20 protein-coding genes and 4 pseudogenes are annotated in these 22,933 nt (G+C 43.5%); 18 read left to right on the top strand and 6 right to left on the bottom strand.

All coding sequences use genetic code 11. The features are described from left to right. Positions 1-19 precede the first annotated feature (19 nt). A pseudogene (guaA, locus tag A3SI_RS13005) lies at positions 20-1,548 on the top strand (glutamine-hydrolyzing GMP synthase). A 142-nt stretch (positions 1,549-1,690) separates the two neighbouring features. Here guaA and A3SI_RS13010 read toward each other — a convergent pair. Next, positions 1,691-2,695 carry a DUF3667 domain-containing protein gene (locus tag A3SI_RS13010; protein WP_009056583.1) on the bottom strand — a complete coding sequence of 335 codons (1,005 nt, stop codon included), beginning with the start codon at positions 2,693-2,695 and terminating at the stop codon, positions 1,691-1,693. A 150-nt stretch (positions 2,696-2,845) separates the two neighbouring features. Here A3SI_RS13010 and A3SI_RS13015 point away from each other — a divergent pair, with 150 nt between their 5' ends. Beyond that, positions 2,846-3,214, top strand: a complete 369-nt coding sequence (locus tag A3SI_RS13015; RefSeq protein ID WP_040670920.1) for a Spx/MgsR family RNA polymerase-binding regulatory protein — start codon at positions 2,846-2,848, stop codon at positions 3,212-3,214. Between the two features lie 39 nt (positions 3,215-3,253). Here A3SI_RS13015 and A3SI_RS13020 read toward each other — a convergent pair whose 3' ends face one another. The 3 genes from A3SI_RS13020 to A3SI_RS13030 all read right to left on the bottom strand — a co-directional run bounded on the left by A3SI_RS13020 (position 3,254) and on the right by A3SI_RS13030 (position 7,241). After that, entirely contained in the window at positions 3,254-4,366 is a 1,113-nt protein-coding gene (locus tag A3SI_RS13020) for an alkene reductase (protein WP_009056587.1), read from the bottom strand. Between the two features lie 63 nt (positions 4,367-4,429). Beyond that, positions 4,430-6,067: an ABC-F family ATP-binding cassette domain-containing protein gene (locus A3SI_RS13025; RefSeq protein WP_009056589.1), complete on the bottom strand. Its 1,638-nt coding sequence runs from the start codon at positions 6,065-6,067 to the stop codon at positions 4,430-4,432. 211 nt (positions 6,068-6,278) lie between these two features. After that, positions 6,279-7,241, bottom strand: a complete 963-nt coding sequence (locus A3SI_RS13030) for an NAD-dependent epimerase/dehydratase family protein (protein ID WP_009056590.1) — start codon at positions 7,239-7,241, stop codon at positions 6,279-6,281. A 197-nt stretch (positions 7,242-7,438) separates the two neighbouring features. Between A3SI_RS13030 and kbl the strand changes: the two are divergent. Then, positions 7,439-8,658: pseudogene (kbl, locus tag A3SI_RS13035) on the top strand (glycine C-acetyltransferase). A 107-nt stretch (positions 8,659-8,765) separates the two neighbouring features. Here the strand turns inward: kbl and cdaA are convergent. Next, on the bottom strand, positions 8,766-9,620 hold the full coding sequence (gene cdaA, locus A3SI_RS13040) for a diadenylate cyclase CdaA (protein ID WP_009056591.1): 855 nt from the start codon (positions 9,618-9,620) through the stop codon (positions 8,766-8,768). Continuing rightward, positions 9,617-10,302 (bottom strand): annotated as a pseudogene (folP, locus tag A3SI_RS13045) (dihydropteroate synthase). Before folP ends, cdaA begins: the two are co-directional and overlap by 4 nt. A gap of 214 nt (positions 10,303-10,516) precedes the next feature. On the opposite strand from folP, the gene A3SI_RS13050 reads away from it, so the two are divergent. The 15 genes and pseudogenes from A3SI_RS13050 (at position 10,517) to cas4 (ending at position 22,573) form a co-directional block, all read left to right on the top strand. After that, positions 10,517-11,062, top strand: coding sequence for a DUF1599 domain-containing protein (locus A3SI_RS13050; RefSeq protein WP_009056595.1), 546 nt, complete (start codon positions 10,517-10,519; stop codon positions 11,060-11,062). After that, complete coding sequence (locus A3SI_RS22860) at positions 11,055-11,687, top strand: DoxX family protein (protein ID WP_316929204.1); 633 nt, start codon at positions 11,055-11,057, stop codon at positions 11,685-11,687. The genes A3SI_RS13050 and A3SI_RS22860 overlap by 8 nt, the downstream gene beginning before the upstream one ends. Continuing rightward, positions 11,671-12,153 carry a hypothetical protein gene (locus A3SI_RS22865; RefSeq protein ID WP_316929205.1) on the top strand — a complete coding sequence of 161 codons (483 nt, stop codon included), beginning with the start codon at positions 11,671-11,673 and terminating at the stop codon, positions 12,151-12,153. Before A3SI_RS22860 ends, A3SI_RS22865 begins: the two co-directional genes overlap by 17 nt. Before the next feature lie 85 nt (positions 12,154-12,238). Beyond that, a pseudogene (locus tag A3SI_RS13060) lies at positions 12,239-12,682 on the top strand (shikimate kinase); the annotation flags it as partial. 1,050 nt (positions 12,683-13,732) lie between these two features. Beyond that, positions 13,733-15,043 (top strand): CRISPR-associated protein, family, encoded by a 1,311-nt coding sequence (locus A3SI_RS13065; protein WP_009056599.1) that lies wholly within the window; start codon positions 13,733-13,735, stop codon positions 15,041-15,043. After that, positions 15,024-15,476 (top strand): CRISPR-associated protein, encoded by a 453-nt coding sequence (locus A3SI_RS21710; RefSeq protein WP_009056601.1) that lies wholly within the window; start codon positions 15,024-15,026, stop codon positions 15,474-15,476. The genes A3SI_RS13065 and A3SI_RS21710 overlap by 20 nt, the downstream gene beginning before the upstream one ends. Before the next feature lie 87 nt (positions 15,477-15,563). After that, the gene (gene cas7b, locus A3SI_RS13075) at positions 15,564-16,376 is read left to right on the top strand and encodes a type I-B CRISPR-associated protein Cas7/Csh2 (RefSeq protein ID WP_009056602.1); all 813 of its coding nucleotides are present in this window, start codon (positions 15,564-15,566) and stop codon (positions 16,374-16,376) included. 1 nt (position 16,377) lies between these two features. Next, positions 16,378-17,097, top strand: coding sequence for a type I-B CRISPR-associated protein Cas5b (gene cas5b / locus A3SI_RS13080; RefSeq protein ID WP_009056604.1), 720 nt, complete (start codon positions 16,378-16,380; stop codon positions 17,095-17,097). Continuing rightward, positions 17,097-19,484: a CRISPR-associated helicase/endonuclease Cas3 gene (locus A3SI_RS13085; RefSeq protein ID WP_009056605.1), complete on the top strand. Its 2,388-nt coding sequence runs from the start codon at positions 17,097-17,099 to the stop codon at positions 19,482-19,484. The genes cas5b and A3SI_RS13085 overlap by 1 nt, the downstream gene beginning before the upstream one ends. Positions 19,485-19,514: 30 nt before the next feature. Next, complete coding sequence (locus A3SI_RS13090; RefSeq protein ID WP_009056608.1) at positions 19,515-19,751, top strand: hypothetical protein; 237 nt, start codon at positions 19,515-19,517, stop codon at positions 19,749-19,751. A 38-nt stretch (positions 19,752-19,789) separates the two neighbouring features. Beyond that, positions 19,790-20,032 (top strand): type II toxin-antitoxin system RelE/ParE family toxin, encoded by a 243-nt coding sequence (locus A3SI_RS13095; RefSeq protein WP_238531758.1) that lies wholly within the window; start codon positions 19,790-19,792, stop codon positions 20,030-20,032. A gap of 8 nt (positions 20,033-20,040) precedes the next feature. Beyond that, on the top strand, positions 20,041-20,703 hold the full coding sequence (locus A3SI_RS13100; RefSeq protein ID WP_009056611.1) for a CRISPR-associated endonuclease Cas6: 663 nt from the start codon (positions 20,041-20,043) through the stop codon (positions 20,701-20,703). A gap of 5 nt (positions 20,704-20,708) precedes the next feature. Next, entirely contained in the window at positions 20,709-21,707 is a 999-nt protein-coding gene (cas1, locus tag A3SI_RS13105; RefSeq protein WP_009056613.1) for a CRISPR-associated endonuclease Cas1, read from the top strand. Further along, on the top strand, positions 21,704-21,994 hold the full coding sequence (gene cas2, locus A3SI_RS13110; RefSeq protein ID WP_040670922.1) for a CRISPR-associated endonuclease Cas2: 291 nt from the start codon (positions 21,704-21,706) through the stop codon (positions 21,992-21,994). Before cas1 ends, cas2 begins: the two co-directional genes overlap by 4 nt. 3 nt (positions 21,995-21,997) lie before the next feature. Beyond that, a complete protein-coding gene (gene cas4, locus A3SI_RS13115; protein WP_009056616.1) occupies positions 21,998-22,573 on the top strand; it encodes a CRISPR-associated protein Cas4 in 576 nt (191 codons plus the stop codon). The last annotated feature ends 360 nt before the right edge of the window (positions 22,574-22,933 follow it).

Consider the following 22,933-nt stretch of genomic DNA (forward strand, 5'->3'; position numbering starts at 1 on the left):
GGCTTATGTACCTTTGCGCATGGCAGAACAAATTCTCATCCTCGATTTTGGATCCCAATACACCCAGCTGATCGCCCGGCGCGTGCGCGAACTGAATGTGTACTGTGAAATTCACCCCTACACCGCGATCCCAGAGATCGGCCCCGAAACGAAAGGCATCATCCTTTCCGGCAGCCCCTGCTCCGTACGCGATGCAGATGCACCCTATGTCAACCTAGACCTATTCCGCGGAAAACTTCCCCTACTTGGCGTATGCTATGGCTCCCAACTTTTAGCCCAGCAGTACGGGGGCGAAGTACTCCCCTCTGAAATTCGCGAATATGGCCGCGCCACCCTCGATCACCTCGACCAGCATCAGGAACTTCTAAAAGAAATGACGCATGGCTCTCAGGTTTGGATGTCACATGGTGATACGATAAAAGCCCTGCCTGAAGCTTCGAAATCATCGCCAGCACCAGCGCCGTTGAGGTTGCCGCCTTTAAAGTAAAAAACGAACAGACCTTCGGCATCCAGTTTCACCCGGAAGTAACGCACTCCCTGGAAGGAAAAAACCTACTCCGTAACTTCGTCGTAGGCATCTGCGGCTGTAGCCAAGACTGGACCTCCGACCTCTTCATCGAAACCACCGTCGCCGCCCTGAAAGAGCGCATCGGCAGCGATAAGGTAGTGATGGGCCTCTCCGGTGGGGTGGACTCCTCCGTGGCCGCCACCCTCATCCATCAGGCCATCGGTAGCCAGCTGACCTGCGTCTTCGTAGATAATGGACTGCTGCGCAAAAATGAATTCGAAGAGGTCCTCGACTCGTATAAGGACATGGGGTTAAATGTCATCGGCGTGGACGCCAAAGACCGCTTCTATGCCGCCCTAAAAGACATTAGCGACCCTGAAGCAAAACGAAAAGCTATCGGAAATGCCTTCATCGAGGTGTTCGACGATGAAGCCAATAAAATCGAAGGTGTAAAATTCCTCGGCCAGGGCACCATCTACCCAGACGTAATCGAATCCGTATCTGTAAAAGGCCCCTCTGCCACTATCAAGTCGCACCATAATGTAGGAGGCCTGCCCGACTTCATGAAACTAGAGGTAGTAGAACCCCTAAACACCCTCTTTAAAGATGAAGTACGCGAAGTAGGTCGCGCCCTCGGCATCGCAGAAACGATCATCGGCCGCCACCCCTTCCCGGGACCTGGCCTAGCCATCCGTATCCTCGGAGATATCACCGCCGAAAAAGTAAAAACACTCCAAGAGGTAGACCGCATCTTTATCGATGGCCTAAAAAGCCATGGCCTATACGATCAGGTGTGGCAAGCTGGAGCGATCCTTCTTCCCATTCAGTCCGTAGGCGTCATGGGCGATGAACGCACCTACGAAAAGGTAGTTGCCCTCCGCGCAGTCGGCTCCGTAGACGGCATGACAGCAGACTGGATCCACCTGCCCTACGAGTTCCTCGGAAAAATCTCAAACGAAATCATTAACCGCGTAAAAGGAGTAAACCGCGTCGTGTACGACATTTCCTCTAAACCGCCGGCGACGATCGAGTGGGAATAAACCCTTCTTAACTCCCAGAAACACCTTAAAAAGCGCCTCCACCTTTTTCGGCCTACTCCAGCATCCATGCCTGAGCCAGTGCTTGAGGGGAGGCGCTTTGCCTTTGCTTCGGGCAAAAAACACGAACGCACCGCCCTTATCCCTACTGGTACCGGAAGGTGAGCCAAAAAACCAAGCCTAACGCCAGAAGTAAGACGCTTCCATACAGGGTACCGAGAAGGATAAAACGCCAGGTCGTGGACCAAAAACCCAGTCGATACACCTTTTTCAGCGAGCCAAAACCGAGCATGCTCACCCAAAAAAACGAAAACCATGCGGCATAATCCGAGCCAACCCACCCTAAATAATTATAGATAAAAGCCAAACCATAAAAGAGGTACGCGAAAGCATGGATATGAAAGGCGTGAATGATGTGATCGGCGTAGAAAAAGGGCCGCCTCCACAGCATCAGCACGAGCAGCAAGCCGAAAATGGGCAGAAGCACAAACATCATCAGGGGTAAATTGCGCAAAACATTTCCCACATACGTGGAGCTATTCGCAAAAAAACGTCGTAAGCCTTCCACAGATACAATGGGGGAATAGCTGCTGTCCCAGCTCATAGTTTCGGAGAGGCTTTCCTGAAAGGCTTCTAGCGAAACGTCCGGATCTATCGCCCGCTGCCGCAGATAAAAATACCGCTGCCGCGTGGAGCTAGCAGCTACCCCTTCTGCCTCCCCATCATCAGCTCCACCCCCCATCTGAATCCCGAGTGCATCTGCCCGCTGAAAAGCAGTGTCGATGACATCAGTAGGAACCAGCAGACTGACGGTGAAAAAATAAAAAAGAGAAGTAAATAAATAGAGCCGCGCGGGATGAATATAGCGCTTCCGCCTCCCATAAAGAAAAGCGATCGTCAGCTGCCAGGGCCGATAAAAAAGGAGCGGAAAGGTCTTCCACAGCTTGCCTTCCCAGTTCATGTACCCTTCTAAAAAATCACTTAGCAGCAACCCTACCTGTAACCGGCGCGGCTTATTCCCTTGGCCGCAGTGTGCGCAGAAATTCGCCTTCGGCGCAAAGCGGTGGCCGCAGTTTAAGCAGTGCACGTGCTCATCGGGACCGGGTATGGGATCAGCATAAAGGGGAAAATCTTCGGCTGGCTTTTCCATCAACAAACATATTTTTGGAAATATACATAAAAGCTTGCAAGCATACATAAAAATCAGAGCGAAACCACGACAAAAGGGAAGAACAGCGCCCAACCGAACATTTCAGCAGTTAAACGCGTTTTTATAAGTGAACCAACCAAAACTACACACATGACACTTAAAGTTTATGGAATAAAAAACTGTTCCACGATGAAAAAGACCTTTGACTTTTTAGCAGAAGAGGGCGTGGATTACGAGTTTATCGACTATAAAAAAGCGGCTCCCAGCGAAGACCTACTGCGTGAGTTTATCGGCAAAACCGGCTTGGATGCTGTGATTAATAAAAAAGGCATGACCTATCGTAAGCTGGACGCTGCTGCCAAGGCGGCCGTGGAGGACGACCTAGGTGCTTTAAAGGTGCTCACCGAAAAAAGTAGCATGATCAAGCGTCCCATCATCGCATATCCTGATGGCAGCATCACGCTGGGTTTTGATCCAGAGACGATTAAAGCGAGGATGGCCGAACAAAGTGAAGCATAAAAAAAGCCTTGGCGATGTATATCGCCAAGGCTTTTTCTCTTATTTTTCTGTCTGCGCCTCCTGCAGGGAAGGATAATCCGTAAAACCCTTCGCACCCGGCGTATAGAAGGTAGATTCATCCCATTCCGCTAGTGGGGCATTTTGCGCGAAGCGCTCCACTAAATCCGGATTCGAGATAAACGGCTTGCCGAAGGCCACCGCATCAGCCAGCCCTTCTAAAATGTAGGCATTCCCCTTCTCCTGATCGAAATTCGCATTAATAATCAGCGTGCCCTTATACACAGGTCGGTAACGCTGCGCGATCTGAGGCTCTGCGTGCGGCACGTCGGATACATCATTAAAAGGCTCAGAAAGGTGAAGGTAAGCCAACTTATACCGATTTAAGGACTCGATGATGTAATCGAAGGTAGGAATCGTCTCTTCATCGAGTGTCATGCCGAAAATCCCATGCAGAGAGGGGTTTAGGCGTACGCCAATGCGCTCTTCTGGCATCACTTCCTTGATGGCGTCTATCACCTCAAAAAGGATGCGTGCTCTATTTTCAATCGAGCCTCCATAAGCATCCACACGGCTATTAGAGGTGCGGCTGAAGAACTGATGGAGGAGGTAGCCATTAGAGGCATGAATTTCCACGCCATCGAATCCAGCTTCCATAGCGCGCTTAGCGGCCTGCTGATAGTCAAAAACGGTCTGCTTGATTTCCTCTAAGCTCATCTCCTTCGGCGTAACCGTATCTTTAAACCCTTTTGGAGTAAAAGACTGGGCATTCGGATTTATGGCCGACGGCGCATGGGGAAGCTCGCCCCCATGAAAATCTGGATGCGACATGCGCCCTACATGCCACAGCTGGATAAAAATTTTACCTCCAGCAGCATGTACGGCCTCTGTTACCTGCTTCCATCCTGCCACTTGGGCATCGGTATGAATTCCCGGCGTATTAATGTAGCCTACTGCACGCTCAGAAATCTGCGCACCCTCTGTAATAATTAATCCAGCAGACGCACGCTGCTTATAATAGGTAGCATGTAAATCGAAAGGAGCTTTTTCCGGATTCGCCGCACGACTACGTGTCATCGGGGCCATCACCACCCGGTTCGCTAAAGTAATAGGCCCCATGTCTAAGGGCGCTAATAAGGCTTGTTGCTGTGCCATAATAATTGGTTTAGATCTTAATTCGTGTCTATACAACTATCAAGCCAACCCGTTTGTTCCTGCTTAGCTCTTACGCTCCACTTCTTTTAGATTTTCCATCTTTTTCGCGCGCAGGAAGCCATTAATATCCTCGAAATGCTCGCGCACCCGCTTCTGGCCGAACTCAAAAACCTTTTCCACTAGGCCATCCAGAAAGTCTCGATCGTGCGAGACTACGATAAGCGTCCCATCAAAGGCCTTTAAGGCATCTTTTATGATGTCCTTCGTCCGCATGTCTAGGTGATTTGTCGGCTCATCCAAAATGAGGAAGTTCACCGGCTCCAGAAGCAACTTAATCATCGCCAAGCGCGTTTTTTCACCCCCGGAAAGCACTTTTACCTTTTTATTAATGGCATCCCCCCGAAAGAGGAAAGCGCCTAAAATATCTTTTATCTTCGTTCGAATCTCCCCTACTGCCAGCTGATCGATCGTCTCGAACACCGTTAAGGTTTCATCCAGCAGCGAAGCTTGGTTCTGGGCAAAGTACCCAATTTTAGCATTATGGCCCAGTTCGCATTTGCCCTCAAAAGGAATTTCGCCCATGATGGCTTTAATCATGGTGGATTTCCCCTCGCCATTTCTTCCGACAAAAGCGATTTTCTGCCCCTGTTCGATGATCATGCTCGCCTGCTTGAACACCACATGCTCGCCATAACTTTTGCTAAGCTCCTCCACGATTAACGGATACTTGCCAGAGCGCGGCGAAGGCGGAAAGCGGAGGCGAAGTGCGGAGCTATCCACTTCATCCACTTCCACAGGCACTAATTTTTCCAGCATTTTCACACGGGACTGTACCTGCAGGGTTTTCGAATAGGTTCCTTTAAAGCGTTCGATAAACTGCGTAGTCTCGGCAATAAACTTCTGCTGCTCCTCAAAATGTTTTTGCTGCTGCTCCCGGCGCTCCTGCCGTAGCGTCAGGTAATGGGAGTAATTCGCCTTGTAATCGTAAATCCTACCCAGCGTCACCTCGATCGTCCGGTTCGTAATCGCATCCACGAAAGCCCGATCATGCGAAATCACGATAACCGCCTTCGCCCGCTCCTTTAAAAACTCCTCCAGCCACTGGATCGACTCGATGTCCAGGTGGTTCGTCGGCTCATCCAGCAGAATCAAGTCGGGCTTTTGCAGCAGAATTTTTGCCAGCTCGATCCGCATCCTCCAGCCCCCGGAAAACGTATCGGTAGGTCGATCTAAATCCTCTCGTAAAAAGCCCAGCCCAAGCAGAACTTTCTCCACCTCCGCTTCATAGTTAACCTCCTCGATGGCATAAAACTTTTCACTCAGCTCGGACACCTTTTCGATGATGGCATAGTACTCCTCTGAGTCGTAATCGCTGCGTAGGGTGAGCTCATCATTCAGACGGTCGATCTCGGCTTTCATGGCCAGGTAAGATGCGAAGGCCTTCGCTGCCTCCTCGCGGACGCTGCAGTCATCAGAGGTCAGCAGGTGCTGCGGCAGGTAGGCGATTACGGCCTCTTTCGGAGCAGACACCTGACCGCGCGTGGGCTTGGCGATGCCCGCGATAATCTTCATCATGGTGGACTTCCCCGCCCCATTTTTGCCCATCAGGGCGATTTTATCATTTTCATTAATCGAAAAAGAGACCTCACTAAAAAGTGCTTGGCCACCGTGCTCTACTGTAATCTGATCCACTGAAATCATGCCTGCTGATTTTTTTTCTCAAAGGTACGCAGAATGTCCGCCCTCTCCAATACGCCCCCCTCATTACGCCCGCGAAAGCCCGTTCACAGGCTCACAGACCTGCGCCGCATCACAGGCTCACAAGGCGCCCATAAAAAAAGGAACACCCGCAGGCATTCCCTTATCATTCTTTGCTTCTGGCTCAGCCTTTGGCCCCAGGGCCAAAATCCAGCTACATGTCCGTCGTCTCGAAGCGGAAATGCGGCAGGTGGGTCAAAATATCTTCTGTCATCGCCGCCAAATCATACTGTGGCGCCCAACCCCAGTCCCTTCGTGCCACGGTATCGTCGATGCTATCCGGCCAAGAGTCCGCAATCGCCTGGCGGAAATCCGGGGCATAAGAGATTGTGAAGTCCGGGTGATGGGCTTGGATAGAAGCGTAAATTTCCTCCGGCGTGAAGCTCATAGCCCCCACGTTATAGCTCGAACGCACACGTACCTGCTCCCGAGGAGCATGCATCAGATCTAAAGTCGCCTTAATCGCGTCGGGCATGTACATCATCGGCAGCGCCGTATCTGCACGTAAAAAAGACTCAAAATGCTGGCCCGCGATGGCCTTATGGTAGATGTCCACTGCGTAGTCCGTCGTACCACCTCCTGGCAGCGCCTTGTAACCGATCAGTCCCGGATAGCGCAGGCTGCGCACGTCCACCTGATACTTTTGGAAATAATACTCACACCAGCGCTCTCCCGCCTGTTTCGAAATACCATAAACCGTATTCGGCTCCTTCACGCAGTACTGCGGGGTCTGCTGCTTCGGAGTGTTGGGCCCAAAAACGGCTATGGAAGAAGGCCAGTACACCTTGTCCAGCTTTAGCTCACGGGCCAGCTCCAGGATATAAAGCAAGCTGTCCATGTTCAGCTGCCAGGCGAAAAGCGGCTTTTGCTCCCCGACGGCCGAAAGTACCGCCGCGAGATGATAGATTTGGCTCACCTTTTCCTGCACCACTAGCTCCCGCACAGCGCGCTGATCCATCACGTCCAAAGGACGGAACTGGCAGAAATCAAATTTTGAGGCCGCTTGGGCATTAATGTCCGTGGCGATAACTTGCTCCGCGCCATAGGTGGAGGCCAGCGCCTGGGTGAGCTCAGAGCCTAGCTGCCCCCCCGCCCCGATAACCAAGATTTTATCCATTTCTCTCTTTTCTAGACCCTACTCCTAACGCAGGTTATGAGCAGAATTTTTCGTATATTTGGGAATATTTTAGAACAAAATTAAAGATTTATCCTCAATTTTCACGCACTTCCGATGATTCTGTGGGAATTCTCTGTCGGGCGGAACCCTGCTGGAAATAATCAGTTTATCTAAATAAGACTTAAAAAGCATCCTTTATGTTTGATACCCTAAAACCCAAATTACAGCAAGAGCTAAAAGAAATCGAAGAAGCTGGCCTCTACAAGCGTGAGCGCGTGATCGCCTCACCGCAGGCGGCACGCATTCGTCTCGAAAATGGTCAGGAAGTGCTTAACTTCTGCGCGAATAATTACTTAGGCCTCTCCTCCCATCCTGAGGTGATCGAGGCGGCGAAGCGTGCCATCGACACCCATGGTTTTGGGCTATCCTCCGTCCGATTCATTTGCGGAACGCAAGACATCCACAAGGCCCTCGAAGCGAAGATATCGGAATTTTTAGGCACGGAAGACACCATTTTGTATGCGGCGGCCTTCGATGCGAACGGAGGTGTGTTCGAACCTATCCTCGGCCCTGAAGATGCCATCATCTCGGATGCCTGAACCATGCATCCATCATCGATGGGGTACGCCTCTGTAAGGCCATGCGCTTCCGCTATAAGCATAACGACATGGAAGACCTAGAGGCGCAGCTGCAGGCGGCCGAGGCCAAAGGGGCTAAAAACAAAATCATCGTCACCGACGGGGTTTTCTCTATGGATGGCACCATCGCGCAGCTGGATAAAATCGTGGCCCTAGCAGAAAAATATCAGGCGCTCGTCATGTCTGACGAATGCCACTCCACTGGCTTTATGGGCAAAACCGGCCGCGGCGTGCACGAGCACTGCGGTGTCATGGGTAAAATCGACATCATCACAGGCACCCTTGGAAAGGCCCTTGGCGGCGCTTCCGGTGGCTTTACCTCGGGAAGAAAGGAAATTATCGATATGCTGCGCCAGCGCTCACGCCCTTACCTCTTCTCGAATACCCTAGCGCCAAGCATCACCGGAGCTTCCCTGAAAGTGTTCGAGCTACTGATGGAGAGTACTTCGCTGCGCGACAAATTAGAAACCAATACCCGCTACTTCCGTGAAAAAATGGAAGCCGCAGGTTTTGACATCAAACCTGGAGAACACGCCATCGTGCCAATCATGCTCTACGACGCGAAACTTTCCCAACAAATGGCGGAAAAGCTGCTGGAGAAAGGTGTCTATGTCATCGGGTTCTACTACCCTGTCGTACCGAAAGGCGAGGCGCGTATTCGCGTGCAGCTGTCTGCCGCACATGAGCAGGAGCACCTCGACGCAGCCATCGCCGCCTTTATCGAAGCTGGCCAAGAGCTCGGCGTGATCGGTGAGAAAGCAGATGCCGCACAGGCTTAACAGGAAGGAAATGCTGCTTAACGAATAGCCAGCACCCGCAAGTGTCATAAAAAAAGCAGGTCTAAAACTAGACCTGCTTTTTTTATGACTTACGTGTCGGCGTATGCTTACGTCGTTTTCTGTTTTTTCCCTTCGAATGCAGCGATGGGCTCGAACTTGTCATCTACATCCACACCTGTGAGATAATCGTTCAGCATCTCGCGCAGCTCCTGGAAAGAAAGATTGTGAAGTAGCTTCCCGTTCTTGGCCAGCGACACCTGTCCTGTTTCTTCTGACACGATCAGCACCAGGGTCTCTGTAGCCTCAGACATTCCGATCGCGGCACGGTGGCGAAGGCCAAACTGCGCGGGAACATCACGCTCGGTAACAGGTAAAATACAACGCGCCGCTTTTACCTTACCGTTATAGATAATCGCTGCACCATCATGTAGAGGTGAATATTTATTAAAAATCGAGATCAAAAGCCGTTTCGATACCACCGCGTCGATTAAATCACCACTTTCGGCATAAAATTTAAGCTCAGAATTCCGGGAAAGTACAATCAGCGAGCCCGTATTCGAACCGGACAGTGCTTTCGTCGCATCGATAATGGGGCTAATATTAAAAGCTTGCGTTTCTCTCTTTCTCCAAAATAGCAGCTCTTTTAAAACATTCTCGTTCGATAGGAAAGACGTTCTGCCGACGATCATAAGGAACTTCCGAATTTCCGGCGCGAAGATGATGATCACAGCGATTACCCCTACCCCCATAAACTGGCCTAAAATCACGGAAAGTAGCTCCATCCGAAGCGCGTTTACCATCAGGTAAATCAGGTACAGCGATAGGAAGCCTAAAAATATTTTTATGGCTACACTCCCCTTCAGTAGCTTATACACCTGATACATCAGAGCACTCACAAGCAGTATGTCAATAATATTGACAAGGGAAATCTCTAAAAATCCTATTTTAAATAAAAGTGTCAAGAATATAGCGTCTTAAATAATTTAATCGTCTGTACTGCTTCTAAAACATCATGCACCCGAAGAACGTTCGCCCCTTGCTGTAGCGCCACCATATGTAAGGCGGTCGTTCCGGCTAAAGCCCCATTCGCATCTGTGTCTATCACCTTGTAAATCATAGACTTCCTTGAAATGCCAACTAAAATCGGGCCAAGGAGTTTTGGAAAAGTATTTAAATGTCTTAAAATTTCATAATTCTGTTCTAATGTTTTGGCGAAGCCAAATCCCGGATCAAAAATCACGTCGTGAATACCTGCCTGCCTACAGCGGTCCTGCACCTGTGCGAAGTAAAAAAGCATTTCCTGGAGCAGGTCCTGATAAGAGGTAAGGCCTTGCATGGTTTTCGGGTTCCCCCGCATGTGCATCGCGATATAGGGCACACGGAAGGCTGCTACTGTGGGCAGCATCTCCGCATCTAAATGCCCCCCCGACACATCATTAACGAAGTGCGCTCCCGCCTCCAGTGCGCACGGGCCACGCCGGCACGAAAGGTATCGATGGACACCAAGGCCTGCGGATGGCGCCTTAGAATCGCCTGAATGAGAGGCGCCGTGCGTTCGATTTCCTCCTGCTCACTGACCTCATCAGCACCTGGACGAGTGGAATATCCCCCTACATCTAAAATATCCGCCCCCTCGGTTAACATCTTAGTCGCCTGCGTCAGCCCTGCTTCCACACCGCTAACCCGACTGCCCCCATAAAGGAATCGGGCGTAGCATTTAGGATGCCCATCACCCAGGGACGATCCAGCAAAAGGAGTTTTCCTCTGCTATTCAGTGTAAATTTACGTGGAAATAAAGTATCTTCGTTTCCCGAAGTGTTAGAAGTTGAACCTTGCCGCGTCATTTAATAAAAAAACCTTGAAAACACATACTGAAAGCGAATATACACAAGTTATCAGCCATTGTAAAACATTATTCGCGAACAAAACAAAAGATTACGGTACGGCCTGGCGCATCCTGCGACTTCCCTCCATCACCGATCAGATTTTCATCAAGGCGCAGCGTATCCGAAGCATCCAAGAGAAAGGCACCCAACAGGTAGCAGAACCGATTCACGATGAGTTTATCGGGATCATCAACTACTGCCTGATCGCACTTCTGCAGCTGGAGCTCCAGCAGGACCCACGCATCGAGATCCCCTATGAGGAGTTAGAAAAACGCTACGACCACTGGGTAGACCAGACATTGGCGCTGCTGCGCCAAAAAAACCATGACTACGGAGAAGCCTGGAGAGACATGCGCGTAAGTTCTATCACCGATATTATCCTGATGAAGCTGTACCGCGTGAAACAGATCGAGGACAATGCCGGCAAAACCATCGTTTCCGAAGGGGTCGCCGCAAACTACCAAGACATTTTAAATTATGCCGTGTTCTGCTTGATAAAACTAAACGCTCATGCTTAAGTACTTGCTTGCCCTTATCCGCTTCTTTGTGGGAGGCCTGTTTATTTTCTCTGGCCTGATAAAAGTAAATGACCCCGTAGGTACGGCCATTAAAATGGAGGAATATTTCGACGTGTTCGCTGCGGACATCGCCGGCTTCTTCAGCGCATTTAAACTCTTCTCGCTAGAAATCGCCGTGATCTTAGTCGTGGCGGAGGTGGTGCTGGGTGTGATGCTCCTCGTCGGTGCGCGCCTTCGCTTTACTGTTTATGCACTCGGGGCCATGGTCCTATTTTTTACCTTCCTGACCTTTTACTCCGCCTACTTTAATAAGGTGACGGATTGTGGCTGCTTTGGAGACGCGATTAAACTGACCCCCTGGCAGTCTTTTTATAAAGATGTTGTGCTATTGGTCTTGATCGGCGTCCTGTTCCTATACCGCCGCGAACTGCCCAGCAGCAGCCCTACTTGGGCCATCTGGACCACACGCATCTGCACCCTGCTCAGCATCCTCATCGCCATCACTGCGATCAATACCCTACCTTTTATCGACTTCAGAGCCTATAAAGAAGGGGTTAATATTCCGGAAGCCATGCTCCCCTCTGCTCCCCTGCAGTATGCCTACATCAATGGAAAAAGACGGTGAGCGCCGCACCTTCGACCAGTATCCAGAAGACGACAGTTACACCTTCGTGGAAATGATCCTGACGAACGAAGAAGCATTACCTAAAATAGCAGATTTCGCCGTTTGGAACCCGGAAGGAGACTTCACCGCGGAAATTCTCAGTGGCAAGCAGGCCATTTTAATCATCACAGACATCGACAAGATGGACCGCAAAATGCTCGATGACATCGAAGACCTCTTCCAAAAAGCAGCACAAGCAGGAATCCAGCCCTCCATTTTGGCGGCTAACTCGGCCGAAAAAATCGAGCTTTTCCTCCAAAGCCAAAACTGGGACTTCCCCTACTATCAGGGAGATGCCACCGTCCTAAAAACCATCATCCGCTCGAATCCTGGCCTCCTACTGCTAAACGAAGGGACGGTCCTGAAAAAGTATCACTACCGCACACTCCCCTCTTGGGCGGATTTACTGGAGATCTTCACGCGCTAGGGACCATGGAAAAAAATATCCGTATCAGCTTAGTTGGCTTACCAGGCTCCGGAAAAAGCACCTTCGGTAGGCGCTCTCCCTAAGCTTTAAAGTGCCTTTCTATGACTTGGATCAGCTCATCGAAGAGACCTACGGTAACAGCATTCCAGCGCTATTTCTGGAAGAAGGGGAAGCGGGCTTCCGCCAAAAAGAACGCGATGTTCTCCAAAACTTTCTCGCACGAACATCACATTTCATCCTGGCCACAGGTGGAGGTGCTCCCTGCTTCTATGACAACATGGAACGGCTAAATGCTGCCTCACATACCCTGTATCTGGCTGTAGAGCCAGATGAAATCGTCCAAAGACTGCATCAGGAAGCGCGAGAACAGCGCCCCATGTTCGCTGGTTTAAATACCGCAGAGGCCCGTATGAAACTACAGGACCTGCTTTCCATCCGAGAACGCTACTACGAAGAAGCAAAAATAAAACTCAGCACAGATCAGATCCGCACTGAGTTCGTAATTGCCCAGCTTTTAGGGTTACTGTAGGTAAGGCCTCTCGGCAAATCCTTTCAGACTTAAGGGGTAGAACTTCGTTCAGGTTCAACTCCTCCATTTTTTTTGGTACTTGGAACATTCATGTAGTGTAAATTTAATTAGGAAAAGATTCAATTTAGCCTTCGGTTTTGGATGCATTAGCCCAAGATTTGCAAAGGGGACAAACTGCTCCTCTGAACATCAATTATAAAGGATTTTCAGCTGATTATTGAAGGTGTGGTCTTTCCTTTGGAACCGTACTTTTTGCAACAGGAACCGCATTTTCTGACATAATCTTAAAAAAGTTTTTCAGTTATTCTCTTTTGTCCACTTTTACCTCGATTTTACCAAGCTCATAATATTATATGTTTACTATTGGAAAAGGGGTGACTGAAGTGCCGGAAATGAAGCACGCATCGTTTCAGCCTTAGAACTACATCCACAAACGATAAGCGACTGCAAACGATAAAGGCATCCTGATTGGTAGGCTTCCAAACAGGGGGAATAGGAATATACATATGGTTGATATTACATGCTCTTATAATACGCTTAGTGCAGTTGAACCCAGTATAGACCCACAATGGACGCAGTAAACTATTGGCCAAATTACAAAGAGTCTTCCAGCGAAATGGGCAAGGACTGTTAAAAACTTAATACTTAGACCGTCGATAACATAGAATTAAGGACTCCATAGACATGAAAAAAGCATTTTTTCTGACAATGGCTGACACAAAATAAAAATACCTAAATTTGGGTATTTTTTTTCTGCTGTGAAGTTAGTATCTTTAAAAAGATTTAGTTGGTAAGCAGAGCAAATTGAAAGTTGAAAATTTGAAAATCAACAGACTTCAAGGTATAAAATAAAACCCCATGAATGCTACCACTTATGCTTTTTCTGATCCTTTAGCTTGCTTTTGGATTTCTTCCAATCGCTTAAGGAACTCTTCACTCGTGAGGGGTTTAGCATGCTAGAGTCTTTTAGCGAGTTCTGCTTCCGGGTCCTTGGCGAAGGGGTTGTTTGGTTGCAGCTTGTTCATAAATTAAAGTTAAAAAAAATCTTTCATGATAACGGCACTTTATAAATTCTCTAAACTCCTCCAAAATGACCCTGATCTACAAATTTATTTCAGTACTTCAGAGAATCCCTTTGATGGAAGAGAAGAATTGGGGAAGATCATTGTTGGTGAAGTAGAAAATAAGCAATTTAAAGGATTCCATCTTGAAGACTTTAACCCTAGCTCTGTACCCAAGTATTTATATAGAAAGCCAGCCGGTGCAAATGGGACTAACATTGTACCTACGTTATTTATAAATAAGCAAAACCCAGAAAAAACTTGGAGGAAGATCTCTAAAAGTTTATTAAACCTTAAGCCGCGAATTGTTCAAGAATCCGAGATTGAGAAAATCAGTACCGAATTCAGTAAACTAGAATTTAATTCAGACTTCAGTTATCTGATTACTTTCAAGTTGGATGGAAAATTTATGGGAGAATTTGAATCTTATACAAGACTTTTTAGTAATGAGGCATACATCAAATACTTCAAAAAGAAAAATAAGAACTCTAAAAAGGAAAATAAAACTTGTGCCTTAACAGGGAAAATTTCAACGGTTTTTGGGTTTGTGGATACTTTAGGATTTACAGTTGACGCTGATTCGTTTATGAGAAACGGATTTAACGCTTCTGATGCCTACAAGATGTTTCCTATATCAGAATCGGCAATTCCAATTTTAGAGGCAGGTAGAGGTATTTTATTAAATCAAGTTGCGGCAAACTTTTTTGGACAATACAAGTACGCTATTATCCCAAACTTTATATTTCTAGAAGATCAAGAATTGGGAGAAATGGTAGCAAGTACCTTCTTGAATAAGGCCGCTTTTAATGCAGATTCCAAAGTAAAAGGAGTGGCAGCCTTCATCAATGATTCAGAAAGTCTTTTGGATGAAATTGTTAATAGTGATCAACTAAAAAGATCTGACATTCAATATTCCATCCTATTTTTTGAACAACAACAAGCCCAGTTTAAAATACATTTAGAAATATCTGATGTATTGCCTTCAAGAATCAGTAAAATATTGGAAAGCAAAACAATAGCAGAGGAAAAGTATAAATGGCTCACTTATTACAAAACCAAGGACGGCACAATTATTACACATAATATCACCTTATTTAGATTAAGGGAGTATTTTTTAACTTCCGACAAAGTATTACAACCCAGCTATTTCAAATTGTTGAGCAGCATTTTTACAGGTCAGAAATTCAATGATTTAAAACTTTTGTCATTAATATTAAATACCTGGAAATTAAATTATAAAAAATATTTTCACGACGAAGAAAAATCGGTTTGCTTCATCTGTGAAACAAGCTTTAGCTAACCTATATTTTCTTGAATTATTAAAAACATCTCAAAAGAATAACATCATGCCAGAAGTAATCCAACAAACTGAAAAACAAGATGCCTTTGGATTTATAGAGGCACATCCAACCTATTTCTCGAAATCTTATTTAAAAGGTTCTTTCTTATTTGGTTGTTTGACTGCAAGACTTCTTTACAACCAACCCGGCAATGCTTTTATGAAAGAACTAAACGGACTCAATATTGATAAGGAATTAGTTACAAAAAAATTTCCCAAATTAATTTCAAAATTAAGACAGTTCGGAAAAGAATTTCCAGAATTAGAATCTGCTGCCCAAAGGTATTTTGCCATTAATGATAACCCGACCAAAGATGAAATTTCATTTGCTTTCACAATGGGATTAGTACTCCAAAAAGATTTTGACAAAAAAAATAAAGCATTAAACAACTAAAATACAGAAGACAATGAATAATATTGAAAACAGAAGTGAATTGATTTTTCTTTATGATTTGAAGTATGCTAATCCAAACGGCGACCCATGGATGCCAATAGGCCGAGGATTGATGAGGACTCAAACCATTGCTTAGTAACGGATGTTCGCTTGAAAAGAACTATCAGAGATTATTTTTTGAATAATGGCTTTGATGGAAAAGCAGGTAGTGATGGAGATATTTTCATCAGAGATGAAGAAGGCAAGCCGGTTACTGGAAAAAAAAGAGGTGATGCCTATAAGGATGATAAAGAATTCAAATCAAAATTTATTGATGTAAGACTTTTCGGAGGGGTATCAGCTGTCGAAAAGAAAAAATTCAACTTTACTGGACCGGTACAATTTGGAATGGGAAGATCATTGCATCCTGTAAAAGAGAATTTCATTAAAGGAACAGGTGCTTTTGCAACCAAAGAAGGGGCTGAACAAAGGACTTTCAGAGAAGAATATAATATAACCTATGGTCTTATTGGGTTTCATGGAATTATCAATGAAAATGCAGCAAAACACACTGACTTGCAAAAAAGTGATGTGGATTACCTACTTAAAGGGATGTGGCATGGAACCAAAGATTTGATTTCAAGATCGAAAAAGGGCCACATGCCACGCTTGTTGGTGAAAATTGACTACCAACCTGGTTTTTATATTGGTGATCTTTTGGAACTTCTTACCTTGGATATAAAAAATGGGAAGGAAGCAAATCAAATTGAAGATGTATCAGACTTTGTGGTCAATGTTTCTCTATTGAATAAGGTTATACAAAAGCATTTGGATAAAATCATTTCGGTTTCAGTAGAAAAAGATGATAGATTAGAATTAAATCAATCTATTACAAATGCAAAGTCTTTAAATTTAACTTGATATGGCTGAGAGAGTGATCGTATTTGATATTTGGGGACAATTTGCCCACTTCAAAAAAATCTATGTCACTACTTCTGCTTTATCCTATGCAGTGCCATTTAAGACATCAATATACGGTATGGTTGGTGCAATTCTCGGTATGGAAAATTCAGAAAACCAATATTTGACAAGTTTTAAAGAAGGCAAATGTCAAATAGGCATCCAATTGATCAACCCTGTTCAGTTTCAACGAATAAACATCAATCTTTCTCCTACTCCAGGCCCAATCAAAGACAACAGGAAACCTACTTTGATGGAGTTTGTTGTTAGACCCCATTACAGGATTTATTTTTCCCATACTGATAAAAAGTTGGTCGATGAGTTAAAAGATTCATTAAAAAGAAAAGCAAGTGTTTTCACTCCAGTTCTTGGATTAGCATTTTGTTTGGCAAACTTTAGGTATATAGGAGAAGGATCGGTTGAAAAAAAAGAAGGTATCAGTTTAATTCAAACTGCCATACTAAAGTCTAATTTGAAATCTTTTGATCAGGATTACTGGATAGAAAATAATATTCATATTCAAGAACAGGACATGTATCCATTGGAAATGAATCCTAGCAGGGAGGTTACAAAAAGAGATAGTTTAATTTATGATCTCAATGGTAAGGCTATAAAAGTAAACTCTAAGGGCCATTATGAATTAAAACTGAACGGAAATGTATCTGATGTAATGATGATGTAATGAAGAATCTTGAACTTATTTCTCATGATGACAGGACATTGAAAGAACATCTTTTAGGACTAAAAGATGTAGTTGATTATTTAATTAAAGAGAAAAGCCAAAACCTTTTCTCTAAAGATTTCCTTGCAAATATCCTACATAATTTAGTTAGTTATCATGACTTGGCCAAGGCTTCAAGATACTTCCAAGTATATTTGACAGAAGCTCTCATCTTAAAAGGTAGAGGGCACAAGTACTATTCAACATATCAATTAAAAGCATTTTTAGATCTTAATAAAGATATACAAAAAGAATTGATCTATTCTCCTGAGCTAAAAAGCCATGCTCATTTTGGAGCATGGGCTTTTTTAGCATCAATTGAAAAAGAGAAAAGGTACAGTATAGAGTCTTTGCTTTTAATGAAAATCTTAAAGAGACATCATGGTTTTCTTAGAAATTTCGAGTTAGGGAATATCAACCCCAAGAATTACGTAGAAATTTTTGAAAAGGCCGGGAAAACTATAGATTTTGAAAAATTCGCAAGCATTGCAGACGAAATCGGTTTGCCTTTTGTTATTCCAGATATAAATCAAATTCTAGCGGATTTTAAAATTATGGATTTTAAGAAAATTGAGATTAATTTAAATAGAAGTAGTGACCCTTCCTATTATTTTAAAACACTTTTTCTTTATTCTTTATTACTTAGTGCTGACAAAGGTGATGTGATGCTTAAAGAGAAAAATTTTCTAAGATCAAATATTCCAAGTTCGATAATCGATGAATTTAAAGGGAATTCACTCACTTCTAATTTTTCCATAAATGAGCTTCGAGAACTTGCTTATAACACCGCAGTTGAAAATGCCATTACCTATGGAACTGAGCATTTTTTTTCAATCACACTACCAACAGGATTAGGAAAAACCTTTACGGCCTTAAAAACAGCTTTCCTTATAAAAGAGAAATACAGCCCTGATTTTAGGATTATATATTGCTTACCTTTTACCTCAATTATAGACCAGAATGCCTCAGTTCTTCAGGAAATTTTCAAATTCGGAGGGTTAAATCTAAATGGAATAGGTATTCACCACCATCTGGCAGTACCTGAAAATTCGGAAGAAAATGAGTTTGATTATCCCCAATGGGAATATCATACAGAAGGTTGGCAAAATGAGGTGACCATAACTACATTTATTCAGTTTTGGGAAAGTGTATTTACGAATCAAAATAGGCAGGTACGTAAATTTCACAATTTGGCAAATAGCATCATCATTCTTGACGAAGTACAATCGATTCCGGCTAACCTACTACCTGCACTTGAATTCATGATGGAAGGACTGTCAAGATTTTTTAATACCAAATTCATTTTAGTCACAGCTACTCAGCCGATTTTACTACCTGGAAAAACTAGAGAACTTTGTTTTAAGAATGGGGAAGACTTCTTTTTTAAATCTATGAATAGGACAGCTCTAAATAAAGAGTTGCTAAACATTGGTGATATTTCAGAAGACAATCTAGCTGATATTATCACAGACGAATATTCTCAAAATGCAAAATCAACTTTGGTTATTTGTAACACCATAAGGTACTCCCAGAATTTGTATCAAAAACTTAAAACTAATTTACAATCAGTAAATATTTTTTATTTATCTGCTTCGATAATCCCATATTCAAGGGAAAAACTACTGAAGGAACAAATCATACCTTCCCTAAAAACTAAAGAACCAATCATTTTAATTTCAACCCAAGTCATAGAGGCTGGAGTGGATGTTGATTTTGACTTGGTTTATAGAGATTTTGCACCTTTATCATCTATTAACCAATCTGCTGGGAGGTGCAACAGAAATTCAACACAAGGCATTTCTGAGGTTAAGCTTTTCAAAAGTGGAAAAACGAAAATTTATGACCCCACATTATTATCGGTAACAGAAGATACTTTAAGGATCTATGATTCGATCATTGAGGAAAGAAACTATTTTGAATTAAATAGAAGGTATTTCCTAGGTGTCAAAAATAGAATTCAAGATAATTCTTCTGTAAGTCAGGATTTAATTAGATCGATAAATCGATTAAAATTTGATGACATAGGTTCCAAAAAAGAATTCAGATTAATAGTAGAAAAATATAAGTCTTATAACTTTTTCATACCGGTTTCAGATGATGCCGAAAAGACATGGAATTCTTACATAGAAATTTTAAACATTGAGAATCATTTTGAAAAAAAGCAAAAATTGAAGATTCTTTTTCCAAAAATGATGAAATACGTTATAAAAATACCTGAATATGTCAGACCTGTCACAAATGAAGATAAAGAAAAAGTTATCATATATGACTCGGATTGGCAAAGTTTCTATGATTTAGATTTCGGCTACAAGAAGCCGGACTTAGAAATTCCTGTTGAAATTTTTTAAATTACATTGAATATCAAAGGAAGATTGATTATGAACATAAAATCAAAAATAATCTCTCGTCTCGAAACCATCCAAGACCAAGAGACCCTTCAAGAAATCCACGACTGGTTGGATGCTTTTCTTGAAGCAGATACTAAGGAGACCTTCGAAAGTGGCGAAATAAAAGCTGTACAGGAGGGTTATAAACAATATTTATCTGGCAATACCGTCTCCCAAAAGGAGGCCTCCAAAGTGTTTGAGGAATGGTTGGCAGGAAAAGAGAAGTAAGATGGACTCAAAGGGCTGTTCAGGATAAGCTCCGTATAATGGAGTTTTGGTACCTGAGAAATCAGTCCGTCAGTTATTCTCTAAAGCTGGAAAGGCTTTTCAATAAGTCTCTTGATTTATTGGCCATCCATCCTGAAATTGGCATACTATTCAGTCAGAAACCTCTTATCCATTTTAAGACTATTCGAGGCTATAGACTGTATTATGTTTTTGATGAAAAAACGATAACTCTTCTTACCATTTGGGATACACGTAGAAATCCTGATAAGCTAAAACTTTAATTTTACCTATGCCCCAACTCCTCCTCACAACAATCCGATTTCCTGAAATCTCTTTGGAAGCCCGGGATGCCCATAAGCTAAGAGGCTATTTCGGCGAGTATTTCCGAGAACACTCTCCTTTGCTTCACAACCACTACGAAGATGGCAGCAGCAGGTACAGATATCCCTTGGTGCAGTACAAAGTCATAGACACCATACCTACTCTTCTCGGTATCAAAGAGGGAGCCGATTTATTATCTGGTTTGTTTCTAAAGATCAGCGAATTGGATATCGCAGGTAGGATTTTTCCTGTTTACAGCAAAAATATTACACAGCAACAACATCAGGTTGGTATAGCTGATGATCTTTTCAATTATAAGTTCATCAACCATTGGATGGCACTAAATGCAGAAAACTATAAAAAATACCTACAAGCTGATGAACCTGGAAAAAATCAACTGCTTGACCAAATGCTTAGAAACAACCTTTTGAGTTTTTTCAAAGGCGTGAATATATGGCTTGAGGGTAAAATTATGGCTAAAGGAAGGTTTATTACAAAAACCAGCAAATTCAAGGACCAGAAAATGATCGTGTTCAGCGGGGAGTTTACCAGTAATGTGCATATCCCTGATTTGGTGGGAATTGGTAAATCAGTAGCAAGAGGATTTGGTGTTATCAAAAAAACCAGTTAACGCTCATGCAAATCTTCATCAACACCTATGAAACTTATCTGCATGTCAAAGATGAGATGTTTGAAATTCGGGTTCGGGAATCCAAACAGGAAAAATTCAAGACTAACCACATCGCCGCCCATAAAATCACCTCTTTTGTGGTCAGTAAGGGCGCTGCGATCACAACAGATGCTATCGCTTTGGCCCTCAAGCACAATATTGATATTGTGATAGTGGAAAATGATGGACATCCTATGGGCCGTTTTTGGCATAGTAAATTAGGGAGTACGACTAAAATTCGTAAACAACAATTAGAAACCAGTCTTAATCAGGAAGGTCTTAACTGGGTAAAGAATTGGATAAGTGATAAACTGGCCAATCAATCCGAGTACTTGCTTGATCTTGCCAAGCATCGTGAAAAACTTCGGGAGGATCTACAAACAAAAGCCAAGAAAATTGATGAGTATAAATCAAGAGTATTGGATTTGCAGGGAAACCGAGTTCAGGATGTTGCGGAAATGCTACGTGCTATGGAAGGAAATGCTGGAAGAGTTTATTTTGAAGGTTTAAGTAGAGCTATTCCAAAAGAATACACATTTGAAGGCCGCAGTTTCAGACCGGCTAAAGACGCTTTTAATGCCATGCTTAATTATGCTTACGGAATTCTATACGGCAGGGTAGAGCGCTCATTGATGTTAGCAGGCCTCGATCCTTACGTAGGCTTTATGCATCGGGATGATTACAATATGAAAAGCCTGGTATTTGACTTTATAGAGCCTTACCGGATTTATGCCGAGCGCTGCGTATTTGGACTGTTTTCGACTAAAAAAGTAAACAAAGCTTTTTTTAATGAGATTACAGGAGGAGTTTCTCTGAATCAAGAGGGTAAGCCTGTCTTGGTCGAACAATTCGTAAAATATTTAGATCAGGATCATATCCGCTATATGGGAAGAAATCAAAGTAGGGCTAATGCCATGCAGATGGATGCCCACAAAATTGCAAACGCACTTATAGGAAAAGTATGATAGCATGGGTTATGTATGATATTCAAAAAAATAAAACGAGAACACGCGCTGCAAAAATCTGCCTGCAATCAGGTCTTTACAGGGTTCAATATTCGGTATTTTTGGGTGTCATGGAAAAAAATGAATTCGACTCCCTTCACCTTCAATTGGAAGAATTAATCGATGAGGAAAAAGATTCTATCTACATGTTTCCTATGTCCAAGGATGAGTTAAAGCAGACAGTCCTATTAGGGCAGGCATTTGATAAAGACTTTGTTACTGATGAAGTACGCTCACTTTTTTTTTAAGGTATGATATCACTTACTCCCTCACATATCATTGAATACCTCTACTGTCCGAGGTTTACGTATTTTGAATACGTCTTGGGCATTCCCCAATATGAAGAAAAAAACTACAAGGTCATCAAGGGAAGAGAGTTGCATGATCAAAAGTTAGAGCGGAATAAAGATTATTTACGAAAAAAAATAGGCGTAGAAGCCAAGTGGCTGGATCAATATCTGACAAATGGCTACCTACGTGGAAAGGTTGACGAAGTACTTTTGTTGGAAACAGGATTCATGGCGCCTCTTGACTATAAATTTGCCGAGTTTAAAGACCGGATATTTGATACTTATCGGCAACAATTAATCTGTTATGCCATATTGATCGAAGATAATTTTCATAAAAAGGTCAATAAAGGATACTTGGTCTATGTAAGAAGTAAGCATAAATTGGTGGAAGTTCTCATATCAGAAAAAGATAAAGAACTGGTAAAAAAGTCTATCACCAATATTCAGGAGATAATGGAGAATAACCACTTCCCTAAAGCTACCAAATACAAAAGAAGATGCTTATCTTGCACCTATAGAAACATCTGTATTCAATAATCCGCATGCCAACTTATTTTAGCATGAGCAAAAACCATAATTAAGACACTGTAAATCAACTAATTACACTAACGGAACATTATAAAAATATTCAATGAAAACGTTCTTTGACATATTGAAAAATGACAAAAAGTCAAAACAAAAATCTATATATAACATTGACTATGAGGCGTTTGAATCAGCAATCGGCCTCCCAAGGCAAATCCATCAAAACAAGGATTGAAACATTATGTTTCTAATACTAATCGCACCCATTGGAGTACCTCCCAAGGCAAATCCATCAAAACAAGGATTGAAACCTCTTCCTCATGTCTTGATATAAAATAAATACATGATGCCTCCACAAGGCAAATCCATCAA

Source organism: Nitritalea halalkaliphila LW7 (assembly GCF_000265075.1).
Lineage (GTDB): Bacteria > Bacteroidota > Bacteroidia > Cytophagales > Cyclobacteriaceae > Nitritalea > Nitritalea halalkaliphila.